Genomic DNA, 12,596 nt, shown 5'->3' on the forward strand with positions numbered 1-12,596 from the left:
AGCCGCATTTTATTTACAAATATAAATAGGTTGATTTATACTAATAACCCAGTTTCGCAATACCCAAAGTCTTGTTTGAGGAAGCAAAACAATGTCGCTGACCGCCTCTCGTTTTCATGCTCGTCTGGGCACCTTCAGACAACTAGAGATTTTTATAAAGTTTGCAGAAACAGGCAGCATTAGCCAAACTTCCAAAGAACTGCACCTGGCTCAACCTTCCGTATCCATTCAAATTAAGAAACTGGCAGACAACTTAGGTGTAACCTTGGTTGAACAAATCGGTCGAAAGCTCTATTTAACAGAGGCTGGAGAGGAACTATATAAATCCTCCCTAGAAATATTTGATAGTGTTAGCCGATTAGAAAGTCGTCTCTCCAGTTTGTCAGGATTACAGTCAGGTAAGCTAAAACTATCCGTTGTAACCACAGCAAAATACTTTTTTCCGCATCTTTTAGGCCCATTTTGCAAAAAATACCCAAAAATTGATGTTTCCTTTAACATCGGTAATCGCGGCACTATTATTCAAAGACTGCAAAACAACCTAGATGACTTTTACGTATTCAGCTTTCCTCCAGAAGACATTGATATTATTAAAAACGAGTTTATAGAGAATCCATTGGTCGTGGTCGCCCCTGTTGACCATCCCTTAGCAGGCAAAAGAAACATTCCCTTTTCGAGCCTCAAAGACGAGCCCTTTATTATGCGAGAGCCCGGCTCAGGCACTCGGCACTCGGTAGAGAAATACCTAAGAGATACCGAGAATCAGATTAACGAGAAGATGACAATCGAAAGCAATGAAGCCATCAAACACTCCGTTATGTCAGAGCTTGGTATATCCATACTGTCGGTTCATACACTGTTTCAAGAGCGAAATGACAAGATTACTATTTTGGATGTAAAAGACTTTCCGATGCAGCATAAATGGTACATCGTGCACCTTAGAGAAAAGCAACTTTCTGATGTCGCCAAGACCTTCTTGCAATTCTTAAATATTGACGGTGCAATCATTGCCAGACAGCTGCTAATTGACTCAGAGACAACCAAGTTTATTAAGGCCTATTAATCCTTTAGAGGTATCATACGGGTACTTTCAATATATAGATTATTATAAATGCAAATCTACACAAACATTAATTAATGACTAACCTTTAATCATCCATTTATCTTTTACTTTATTCTAAATACTCAGAGCTCATAGAACACAATCATTCTGTTCTTGTAAGTTTGCCATTTTATCTTTGTTTACAATAAGCTGATGGATTCAAGGACTAATCGATTCTTTCCATCGGAGAATAACAAACGAATTCTTTTTCTCTCTCGGCCTAGCTTCTTCTAAAAAAATCCTCCGTATTCACTACAAAAAAATCTCACTAAGATGGCGCCCGCAATTCACCAAAGCAATTTGCTTTTACATTTGTTAAGAAGTAGTGAACAGGAAAATTTATGAAAAAATATTCTTTTAAGTCCAAATTACTTTTGTCTCTTTCTGGTTTATTAATGTCAGGAATGGCTTCAGCCAACTTTCATCCTAGCGATAATCAATTGATCGTAGGATACGCAGGAAGCGGCGTAGCTAAAGAAGCCAATTATTCGATATCTGTAGAGATGTCATGCAGCTCTGATGGGCAAGGTAACTGTGATACTAGCACCAAGATAGACATTCTTGAATTGATCATGGAACAGCTTAATCCTAAAACTTATTCACTTTATTTAGGAAACTTGCAATCAAACGCGGGTGATGCTCCTTTGATTGACATGTACCAACGAGAGCCTATGGTTTCTTCAACAGCGATCAGCACGGTTTATTTTAATGGCAGTTACTATGCGGCTTTTAGCGAAGCAGAGAGTAAAAAACTTAAGCTAGCTCGCTATACTCGAGGCAATGGATCATGGAGATTGCTAGGTCAAATCAATTCTCACAAAACCTCCGATAAGCCTTCTCTTGCAGTATTTAATGGCCGTCTTTATATTGCTTTTAAAGGCTCCAGTTCTAACAAGATTTATATCTCCAGTACATCAAATGGAACAAGCTGGGTGCCAGCAAAACAAATTCGCTCTTACCAAAGCTCTAAAAGTCCAACTCTGGCCGTAGCTAACGTTGGAGGCAATGACAGATTGGTTGCAGCGTTTAGAGGTTCGAGCTCAAAGAAACTTTATATCACAGGCACCTATGATGGCGATAACTGGAGCAGTGCAATTAAGTTAAGCGATCAATCTTCAAATGCGCCCTATATCGCAGCTAATGGCAAATATGTGTATATCGCGTACAAAGGAGCGTCTACCAATAACATCTACATTCAGCGATCTATTAATGGTGGATTCAATTGGGAAAAAGCTAAAAAACTAAGCAGTGCTTATCGTTCCAACAGAGGCCCGGCGATTGCTTTCCACAATAACGCCCTGCATTTAACTTTTAAAGGCATTAGTAGTAATCGAATTTACCGAGCGACTTCTACTGATGGCGCCAATTGGTCTAATGCAACCACTATGGGCTCTAATAAAACTTCAGGAAGCTTAACCCTTTGGTCCAATACACCAGGTGTATTTGGTCAAGCACCTAGTGTACCTCCTAAAAAGATATGCGTTCGAGTACGAGGTCGATGTGTTTGGAGAGAAGTGAGCGATGAGTAACCTTTCTATTGCTTCTGCTTATAAAAACAGAGCCGATAGATAACAAGATACATGAGTCTGTAACACGGACTCATGTATTGGCTTTTAAAAAGCTCAGCTCTTAGACCAGCTCGCCAATGCACTGGCTATATTCATAAACCAATCAGAGTCAACAATAAAATAAGCTGAAACCGTTGCCAGTAACACAACAGAAAAAACTAATTGAGTTTGCCAATAACGCCACTGCTCCTCCCGCCCTACAAACCATAAAACAATCAACAAAATAAACATCATCGGCTCGTAGAAATAACGCATTGGTAAATCAAAAGGAAATAGGAAGGATGTATAAATCAAACGACCTAATCCTGGCGGCAGGAGTACCAAAACAGACAAAAACATAAAGCGCTTATGCTGATCAGGTTGTTTTCTTTTAACGAGCCCTATCGTAACCAGTACAATAAAAAGAGGTAATAAAAAAATATCTACCCAGTAAACCATTTGAAAAACGCCACCTTTGGCGGCATTCTTCTGCACTGTATCGATAAACAAGATGGAGGTGGAGACAACCAGAAGTAAAGCTAATCCAGCTCCGAACCATCCCAATATCCGGTGCAACTTTCGACTACCTTTTTCGATAAGCAAAGGCTGGAGCGTTAACAGAATCAGCCAAAGTAAACTAAGCCCTCCATGCCAGTGATGTGTATTAGACAATTGATAGAAAGATACGGCATAACTCGGCAAAAACCCTAGAATAATGATAATAGAGAACAAAGCAATCCATCGATAAGGTTTGTGATAAAACACGGAATTTCTTTTTTTCATATTTAATACGTCTTTTTCTAAAACTCAAAAGACAATCGTTTAAAGTATCACTTATTGGTTAACAGCAACCTTCAGCCTATAGTTGGTTGCTCAACTAAAGATTACAGCGATATTTTCCGACCTTCTTTGCAAACTACCAGTTAAAAATCTCAAATACAATTAAACCATAATAACGTATTATTTTTAATAACTTAAGTTGAGACAAAAATACTATAGCCTTTGCCAATCACCTATAATAGTATTGGTCATTCAAGATAAGTCAGGGACTTCGAATGTTAGACGACTCGATAGCGAGAAAGCTTAACCACATTAAAATATCTCACGCTATTCTTCTGATAGTCGCACTCCCTTTTGCAGCAGCCCTTTATTTTGCAACTCAATCCGCAAATCAAGAAGAACAGTTTGTTGAGCAAGCTCACAAACTAACATCTCTTGTAGAGTTATCAATAAAGCTTAGCAACTTGATTCATGAACAGCAAAAGGAACGAGGTGCCACAGCAGGCTTTTTAGGTGGTAGCCAACAAGACTTTAAATCAGAGTTAAACGCTCAAAGAAAGCGGACCGATTTAAAACGAGACGAATTAATCGACCATTTAAACTCAGAAGATCTAAAAAGGCATAATGAGACCTTAAAGACCCGTCTGGAATCCGCAATACTTAATCTCGATCATCTCAAGTCTTTTAGAGAGCAAGTTGATAAGCGAACGGTCACAATTACCGAGTCAGTCAACTTCTATACCCGGCTCAATTCAGAAAAAATTCAGGTTATCGACTTATTAACTCGCGTTAGTCCAGATCCGGGAATCACTCGAGGCTTAATTGCTTACACTAGCTTTGTGATTGCCAAAGAAAATGCCGGCATAGAAAGAGCAATAGGATCTGGAGCTTTTTCCTCTAGGAAGTTTACGGAAGCTTCCATGGAACACTTTATCAGAGTTGCCACCACTCAAGATAATTACAACAATATATTTTTATCCCATGCAGAGCAAAACCAGATCAGTTACTACAACAAGATGACTCAACTTCCAGAGTTTAAAGAAGTACTTCGATTAAGACAAATAGCTTATCAAAAAGGACTTAAAGAAGAATTAAGCGAGGTGAGTGGACTCTACTGGTTTAATATCATGACTCAAAAAATTAACACGCTGCATAAAATAGAAGATTATATCTCTAGTGAGCTTATCGAGAAAGCGGATACTCTTATCGCCGACTCCAAGCAGCGCAAGAAAAACAAACTAACCTTTATTGGTCTTACCTTTATTATTACCTTTGCACTAACCAGCATTCTCATACTATCAGTAAAACATTCAATCGACGGTATAGTAAAAGCAACAGTTAAACTATCTGAAGATAAGTTAGATACTCCTCTACCTGAACATAGCGACACAGAGGTTGGAGAGATTGTTAACGCGCTAGAAGTATTTAGAAAAAATGCAATCGAACAGCAGCAGATGAAGATCGAACTGCAAAACCATAAAGACAACCTGGAACAAGAAGTGAAAAGGCAAACTTCCGATTTAACGGAGTTGAATGCAGAATTAGAAGAATTTGCCTACCGCACATCTCATGACCTTAAATCACCAATCATTTCTGCAGTAAAACTAATCGGTATTGCTCAAGAATCCATTGAGTCTGGGGATAAAGAAAAAAGTCTGACTTGCCTCAAGCTTTCTGAGTCTGGGTTAAAGAAGCTAGAAACCCTGGCAGAAGATATTCTAACCATTGCAAAAAGCAAAAGGTTAGAAGAAGAGGAAACTGTGATAAACCTCAAGCAGCTAATCGAAGACTCACAAGAAAAACTTTCCCATATAGAAAACTATGAGCGTATTCAATGGGTAATAGAGTTATCACCTCCCGTTCATATAAGAACTAAGAAAGAACGTTTTTCTACTATCCTTGAGAACCTTTTATCAAATGCGGTGAAGTATCAAGACACTCATAAAGAAGCATCTTTTATTAAAGTGACATCTCAGCAAACTGAAACTCACTTTATGCTCACCGTAGAAGACAACGGCCTGGGAATCCCAAAAAACCAGCAACAAAACCTTTTTATGATGTTCAAACGCTTTCATCCCAGAGTATCCTCGGGTAGTGGCCTTGGACTCTATCTCATGAAAAAAAGTGCGGATGCACTGAGCGGCACCATCGACTTTGAAGACAAAGAAGAAGGTGCTTTATTCCGACTCACACTTCCAATCACAAACAAGGAAAAAGTATGAATCTCTCTTGTATTCTAATCGTCGATGATAACGAAGGCGACCAGTATATTTGTCAACATACTATTCAAAAGGAATGTCCAGACACCGTTATTCTTCAAGCATTTGATGGTGTAGAGGCATTGGAAGTATTAGAGTCATCAGAACTAAAACCAGACTTAATAATATTAGATATCAATATGCCACGGATGAACGGGCACGAGTTCTTAGAAGCCTATGCTAAAAAGCCGGAAAATGAAAAGTCCTCTGTCGTGATCATGTTGACTTCTTCGGTCCAAGAAAGCGACAGAGAGCAAGCGATGGCGCATCAATGTGTCATTGACTTCTTTAATAAACCGCTGGATGCGGAAGATATCGATAAGTTAAAGAAACGCTAACAACCTTTATGATGGCCTAGAGCCACAAGCGGTTACGTCACTTGAAGATATATCGCTTCAAGCCGATGATGGTTTCTTCTTTCAGGAACCATCCATGAGCCTTACTAAACCAATAAGTTAGCTCAGCATCAGGATAACTGTTCTTTGTTTTAACAATTATCAGGTTGTCCTCTTTATTAATGCTAACAAAGCGGCTATTAAAGTCTATCGTTAAATCTCCGTCACTATGACTTTCTTGTATTGACAGTACTTTGTTCTTGCACTCGGATATAACACTAAGTTCCCATTGCTCGTCTCACGTTAACTATTTCTATAATCATGAAGGTACTTGCCTGGGTAACAGAGTCTCATATCTACACATAAAACCTGAGAGCTGCCTTCCGCTTCATAGTCAGGTGCCGATACAAATGTTTCTTTTTGAGGTATAACTCGAAGACTAAAATAAGGTTCTTTTCTAATAATCTCGTATGGAAAACCGTCATAATCAAATTTATCATCATGCGTAGCACCGTTCAGGCCACTTAAGATCTTTCCAATAAAATGAAAAGTCACTCTGACGGTGCGCATATCACTTCCCAATCCAGAACCATAAAGATCTGTTGGCGATTGCAGCTCAATACCAACTCGGCAAAATGCTTCTAACAACTTTTCTGGAATTATTTTCTTATATAAAAGTTTCCACTCCACACATAAATCACAATCACAGCCATAAGCTGGCGAACCTTCTTGGTTCTGTATATTCCGAGTTTCCTCTAAATCCACCGCCAACATCCAGCTTAAAAATGGAATGGTGGGTCGATATTTCTTCATAGCCGACTCCCTTATCGAAGCAGTTTAGCTACAAAAAGTTTAACATAACTCTCGTTTAGAAATGTTTATACACTCTAAAACAACTGCCAGGAGGACCTTCACACAAAGTCCTCACGTTTGTAGTAAAACACTTATAGGTCATGTAATAGGAATTAACAATGGTCGTTTAATCTCGTACCTGCGGAGAACACCTTTTCTGTATACCATTGATTTCAATAAAGAAAATGTAAGATAGAAAACCTACCAATTGATTAGTGCAATAGGAGATAATAAAAAAGCTAGTTATAAGTTTATTTTAAGCATAAAAAAAGCCTCTCATAAAGAGAGGCTCAAGGGAAACAGGATGGTGAAATATTACTTCCACTCTCCCGCTAACGTTACGCCACCAAAGAACCATCCGCGCGCTTTAACACCGATGTGCCAGGTGCCAGGCTGAGGGTTATTGATAACACAAGTCTCTGCGTTGCCTGTTAGATAAGGTCGGCATTCGTAGTTTGATGTGCTTGGTGCAGAACCAGCGTTTAAGTAAAGATCCGCTTCGCCGAATCCACCGCTGATCGAAACCGTAAGCTCAGACATACCCGCTGGGATTTCGATAGTCTTACGACTCCATCCGAAGAAGAAAGCAGAAACGCCTGTATCTTCGAAGCTATCACCGCTTCCACCACCAGTTGCAACATTAATGGTTCTAGATTCAGAATCTTCAGATCCTTCATCGTCGGTAACCGTCAGTGTTACTGTGTAAGTTCCGTCAGCCGCATAGTCATGCTTCGGAGACATACCAGAACCGCGATTGCCGTCGCCGAAATCCCACTCATAGGATGCGATAGATCCATCAGGATCGCTACTGGCCGAAGCGTCAAACTCACAGCTTAAATCAGTACAAGCTTCAGCAAAAGCTGCTCTAGGAGGAATGTTGCCAGTGCCGCCACAACCTGCTGATGTTAAGTAGTCATAAGCATCTTTTGCCTGAACCAGACCGTGACCATAAGCTTGATCTCGTCCCGCCGAGCCTAAATCTTCTGCAGTTGCATTAAGTGCATTACGAATTTCTACCGCGCTACACTGAGTGAAGTGACTCCAAACCAAAGCCGCAACGCCCGATACATGAGGCGTAGCCATCGACGTACCAGAGAAGTTTCCATAACGATTGTTTGGCAAGGTTGAGTTAACATCGACACCTGGAGCAGAGATTTCTACCTGACTATTTTTCTGTGACCAAGATGCGACTCTTTTTCTGCTATCAATTGCGCCAACTGACATAACCACATCATAAGAAGCTGGATAAGAAAATCGGTCGTTACCGCTAGAAGAACCATCATTACCCGATGCAGCAATGCTTAATACACCTTGAGCATAAGCATCTTCAAAAGCATTTCGCTCTGCATTACTTGATGCACTGCCACCCAAGCTCATACTGATAACATCTGCACCGGCATCCACACACTGATTAATGGCAGCGACGAGATCAGAACCATAAGCCCAACGACCTGAATCATTAAATACTTTTACAATATGAAGGCCAAGTTGGTTGCTGCGGTTAACACCAACAACACCGACACCGTTGTTACCATGAGCTGAGATTGTTCCTGCTACGTGCGTACCGTGACCATGGCCATCTTCGTACCAGTTTCCGGTATCGCTACCGCTACCGTTGTTATCATCACCACTAATGTTGCTGCCCGTGTAAGCTCGTAAGTCTTCGTGATTACCCGCGTAGCCAGTATCAGTAATACACACTTTGCGATTGGCAACGTTAGCATCACTGACATCTAACGCTTGAACCATGGTGATACCGTAAGGCGTGCTTTCTGCATAAGGCTGCGGGGAATTCGATGCGGCAGGCTCAATTAAATAGCGACGTGGATCTTCTTCGATCAAATCAGCAACACCGCTCTTCTTTAGGTTAGCTAACTGCTTGTCGGTTAACACTGCTGCAACCGAGTTAGAGCGAACAAGAGATTTTTTGACTATGCCACCGAACTGCTGGATCTGTTGAATATTATTATTTGCTTGCACTTCTCTTTGCGAAACATTCATTGAAGAATAAGGAAGGTCATTCACACCAGGCTTAAGCTTTATGATGTATCGGTTATCAGCTGCATTCACACTACATGCACCGATAACAATGGAAGCAATGATGGTCTTTTTGAATATTGATTTATTTTTTGTAATGTCCAATTTCTTTCTCCATTAATTTTAGTTGTTATGAAGAGTAGGTCCTATCAGTCTGATTTATCTGACTCCTCCTATTAGACAAGGTACGTCTTTTAGAAAAGTGAGACAGGCACTCAATCGACATATTTCCGCCAATTCAATGAGATGCCGCAGAAGAGACTAACAAGGAACGACGACTGAACTTTGACGATAAGTCTCAAACTCTTGTTGCTCGGTCTTAAGGGATATATAAAGGTAATAAAAGTATGAACCGATATAGTGCATTTGGACTTCGGTATGTATTCGCTCCGTGCCAAACTTGATGAAAGCTCTCAAAAACGAGAGTAGAATGAAGAAAGCTGAGTGTTATTATCTATTTTTGGGTTAATCAGGAAACTTGTATAACTCTAATGTTTGAAATGCTTTTTAGTTGCAGACTATACAACTCACTTCCGATTTTTAGAGAAAAGGGGGCTGCTGATGCTCTGCTTTCAGTTTTAATCTCATCCCCAGCTTCACCAGCTTTTCAGCAGACACTCCGATTATAGAACTTTGCTCTAGTCATATTAAGAAACCTCTCACATCATCAGTAGTTATTCTCCTCTGGTTTCAAGGTACTCGGTTCGACACTATGTAGCTGACTTTTATAAGAACAAAAGAGGTCATGGATGACCATTGCCAGAAAAGAACTGGTGGATTCCCACTCGCCCGGATTTTATCACTGCACCACTCGTTGTGTTCGAAGAGCCTTTCTTTGTGGGGTGAATGAAGACGGCAAAGACTATTCTCATCGTAAAGATTGGATTGAGAGAAGAATACAGGAGCTAAGTACCCTCTTCTCCATTGATATCTATGCCTATGCGGTGATGAGTAACCATTATCATATTGTGTTGTATCTAGACCCATTGGCACCACTACAATGGAGTGATGATGAGGTCGCAGAGCGTTGGCTTGCTATTTATCCCAGTAAAACTGACGTCAGGAGAACTCTTCGAAAACAGGTCATCTTGAACTCACCTAAAACACTCGCCCTCTATCGACAACGACTCGGCTCCCTTTCCTGGTTTATGAGTCGATTGAATGAACCGCTAGCAAAACTCAGCAACCAGGAAGATGATTGTACTGGAAAGTTCTGGCAGTCTCGCTATACCTCTCAAGCCCTATTGGATGAAGGAGCGGTACTCTCCTGCATGGCTTATGTGGACCTGAATCCCGTCAGAGCGAAAATCACTCAAAAGTTAGAAGAGTCTCATCACACTTCCATCAAGCAGAGACTTAATGAAATAACCGATAACAGCTCACTCAATGAAACATTACTCCCGGTTTCAGGCTCTGTAAAACAAATTACTCAGAAAATATCGAATCGAGACTACATCAATCTGGTTGAATGGGCGGGCAAAGCGATTGTTCATCCCAACAAAGCCTCCATACCTAAAGAAGCTCAATCCGTACTAGAACGACTCAATCTACAGAGCAATCATTGGTTAACACAACTTCATTCCTTAGAAAGCCGTTACTGTCGAGTGATTGGCCCTGTCGAACTCATTCGACAACGAGCCAAGAAGTTTTATCGACGTTGTTTCCACGGAATCAGCTCCGCTAAGTTGCTTTATAACTAAGCAAGTTCGAAGAGGTCCTTATTCCACCTATTTCGGAAGGCTTTTTATCATCCAAAGAAAATATTTGTCCCAACTTCACGATTTCCCATACACCATAAAGTTAAGTTTGAGAACAAGAGCTCAATAGTCATATATCTTATTCTAAATAAGTTACATATAAGAGACTTTATTCCTTCTCTCATAAGCGGGGTGTCTGCGGTTTAACCGTATCTACTCTGCCATGAAGGCTGAACACCATCTAACCAGGGCCGTATCATTTCTCCTATTACCACCATCTCGACATCCTTTCCTTGTCTACGAAAGACAGCATAAGGCGAGTAAGCCTCACCAATATCCTGCCATTGGTTGGCTCCTTCTTTACAAAATGCTGCGAACGCTGTTATCGCATCTCCATTGTCACACCAATTATCCCATAACGAACGCTCAAGCCCATCGTCAAAGCCCCAGTCAACAACAGTAGAAGGCAAGTCTTCTGGCGAGTTGATACTATCTTTAGCTTCCATGTTCTCGTCTGTGTAAGTCTCGAACGCGCTCTTTAAATTCGGTGTATTCAGCGCAGAAAAAATAACTTCTTGATGTACGGCATCATCTGCTTCATCATCCCAGTATTGTGCAACCAATAAGGTCGCCGAGTTAAACTTAGGAAAACGCTCGAATACCGCTTTAATATAAGGCATAACGCCTTTCTCAATTATCTCATTTCTCAGGGCTTGTGCCTGCTCTTCATCTAACATTCTAATAACGTTTTCCAATATTATCTCTCCTTCTTTAATAAGTTAATTTGTTGTGTCCTCTGCTCATGACTTAATTTGTGCATATAGCATTCAAGAACTACAGGAATCCCATCTTTTGCCCGTTCCCTGCTCCAATCCAGGCCATAGGTTGATTGATCGATGGGCATGTGGTTGTCTCTTTTTCCATTGTTTGATGAGACATGAATCTCTGACACCTTATGGTAATCATAGATTCTGTTTATTTGTTCTTGTGTAATCACACCTGCGTTTAGCTGTATGTAAAGATGTGAGACATCAATGGCTAATGGCTTGTTTAAAGACATCGCCATCTGTATTTCTTCAAAACATCCTAACCAATATCCTGGATACATCACTTCCAGTACAGGCAAATCGTCCATGCGCAATATCTCCAGCCACTGTTGCTGCGAACAAACTGTTTTTTAGGCGGATGAATGGAGTGAGATTTTGTAACGCATTGTGCATCTTCATTCCAAACAGTCCCTCTCATGGATAACCAGTCAAATCCATGATGAGTTAAAGTAGGTAAGCTCGAAGATGAGACAACTTCTTTAAAACCTACTGTCGGCACATTGCCTGGCGTAAGTTGAATGCCCGTAATATCACATAGACTCAGCTCTTGAAATGCCGATTCCATTGGCCTTCCTTGCAAGCAACTGAGCGCTAGATAGAGTTGCATACTTATTTTCCGTTAAAAATATTCAAACTGTACGATAAATTGATTTAGGGGCTGCAGCACCAACTCTGCTGACAGCCTAAGAATATTACTGCTTGGTTAGATGACCGTCACTTTCAAACGCACTTTTGATAACACGGTCTTATATCTATCGTTCTTTAGCTTTAAAGAACCAATACCTTCAATGAAACCATAAGAGAAATAAGAGCAAAAACAGCCCCAAAAAATATTCCTCCCGATACAGCCCACTTTGGAATAGCAAACTGGTTGAGGTCACTTCCGGCCTTCATTTCTTTAACAACCAAAGGAATAGCAATGATCCAGCCTAATACATTGTAGGCCATGTAAAGCAATGGTATTGCTGTTTGCTTGGGTGTTAAATCAAGCCCAAACACAGCGCCCAATGAGACAAAAAACCAGACGAACTCAATCGTAGTACAATGGCTAACCATGGGGTTTTGACTATGAACACCGTTAGCTTTCCATAAAAGTACGCCTTCACTCACTTGGATTAGGCCTACACATATTGATAAATACAGATAATACTCAAACATAAA

The 12,596-nt window shown here is 40.5% G+C and carries 12 protein-coding genes; 5 read left to right on the forward strand and 7 right to left on the reverse strand.

The window, feature by feature from the left end; genetic code table 11:
* Positions 1-91 precede the first annotated feature (91 nt).
* Positions 92-1,063 (forward strand): LysR family transcriptional regulator, encoded by a 972-nt coding sequence (locus tag NH399_RS01765; protein WP_253036693.1) that lies wholly within the window; start codon positions 92-94, stop codon positions 1,061-1,063.
* Positions 1,064-1,443: 380 nt separating this feature from the next.
* Complete coding sequence (locus NH399_RS01770; RefSeq protein WP_253036694.1) at positions 1,444-2,631, forward strand: hypothetical protein; 1,188 nt, start codon at positions 1,444-1,446, stop codon at positions 2,629-2,631.
* Positions 2,632-2,724: 93 nt separating this feature from the next.
* On the opposite strand, the gene NH399_RS01775 is transcribed toward NH399_RS01770, so the two are convergent.
* The gene (locus NH399_RS01775; RefSeq protein WP_253036695.1) at positions 2,725-3,432 is read right to left on the reverse strand and encodes a hypothetical protein; all 708 of its coding nucleotides are present in this window, start codon (positions 3,430-3,432) and stop codon (positions 2,725-2,727) included.
* A 272-nt stretch (positions 3,433-3,704) separates the two neighbouring features.
* On the opposite strand from NH399_RS01775, the gene NH399_RS01780 reads away from it, so the two are divergent.
* Entirely contained in the window at positions 3,705-5,651 is a 1,947-nt protein-coding gene (locus NH399_RS01780; protein WP_253036696.1) for a nitrate- and nitrite sensing domain-containing protein, read from the forward strand.
* On the forward strand, positions 5,648-6,025 hold the full coding sequence (locus tag NH399_RS01785) for a response regulator (protein WP_253036697.1): 378 nt from the start codon (positions 5,648-5,650) through the stop codon (positions 6,023-6,025). Before NH399_RS01780 ends, NH399_RS01785 begins: the two co-directional genes overlap by 4 nt.
* Before the next feature lie 300 nt (positions 6,026-6,325).
* Here NH399_RS01785 and NH399_RS01790 read toward each other — a convergent pair whose 3' ends face one another.
* Together NH399_RS01790 and NH399_RS01795 are read right to left on the reverse strand one after the other, a co-directional pair.
* Positions 6,326-6,835, reverse strand: coding sequence for a hypothetical protein (locus NH399_RS01790; RefSeq protein ID WP_253036698.1), 510 nt, complete (start codon positions 6,833-6,835; stop codon positions 6,326-6,328).
* Between the two features lie 354 nt (positions 6,836-7,189).
* Positions 7,190-9,016, reverse strand: a complete 1,827-nt coding sequence (locus NH399_RS01795) for a S8 family serine peptidase (RefSeq protein WP_253036699.1) — start codon at positions 9,014-9,016, stop codon at positions 7,190-7,192.
* Positions 9,017-9,660: 644 nt separating this feature from the next.
* Here NH399_RS01795 and NH399_RS01800 point away from each other — a divergent pair.
* Positions 9,661-10,611, forward strand: a complete 951-nt coding sequence (locus NH399_RS01800) for a transposase (protein WP_253036700.1) — start codon at positions 9,661-9,663, stop codon at positions 10,609-10,611.
* Positions 10,612-10,811: 200 nt separating this feature from the next.
* On the opposite strand, the gene NH399_RS01805 is transcribed toward NH399_RS01800, so the two are convergent.
* The 4 genes from NH399_RS01805 to NH399_RS01820 all read right to left on the reverse strand — a co-directional run bounded on the left by NH399_RS01805 (position 10,812) and on the right by NH399_RS01820 (position 12,593).
* Positions 10,812-11,363: a hypothetical protein gene (locus NH399_RS01805; RefSeq protein ID WP_253036701.1), complete on the reverse strand. Its 552-nt coding sequence runs from the start codon at positions 11,361-11,363 to the stop codon at positions 10,812-10,814.
* A gap of 2 nt (positions 11,364-11,365) precedes the next feature.
* Positions 11,366-11,743 carry a hypothetical protein gene (locus NH399_RS01810; RefSeq protein WP_253036702.1) on the reverse strand — a complete coding sequence of 126 codons (378 nt, stop codon included), beginning with the start codon at positions 11,741-11,743 and terminating at the stop codon, positions 11,366-11,368.
* Positions 11,716-12,000: a hypothetical protein gene (locus NH399_RS01815; protein ID WP_253036703.1), complete on the reverse strand. Its 285-nt coding sequence runs from the start codon at positions 11,998-12,000 to the stop codon at positions 11,716-11,718. The genes NH399_RS01810 and NH399_RS01815 overlap by 28 nt, the downstream gene beginning before the upstream one ends.
* A 203-nt stretch (positions 12,001-12,203) precedes the next feature.
* Positions 12,204-12,593 (reverse strand): hypothetical protein, encoded by a 390-nt coding sequence (locus NH399_RS01820; RefSeq protein WP_253036704.1) that lies wholly within the window; start codon positions 12,591-12,593, stop codon positions 12,204-12,206.
* Between the last annotated feature and the right edge of the window lie 3 nt (positions 12,594-12,596).

The sequence above is a fragment of the Pleionea sp. CnH1-48 genome (assembly GCF_024124665.1).
Taxonomy (GTDB): domain Bacteria; phylum Pseudomonadota; class Gammaproteobacteria; order Enterobacterales; family Kangiellaceae; genus JAMXSB01.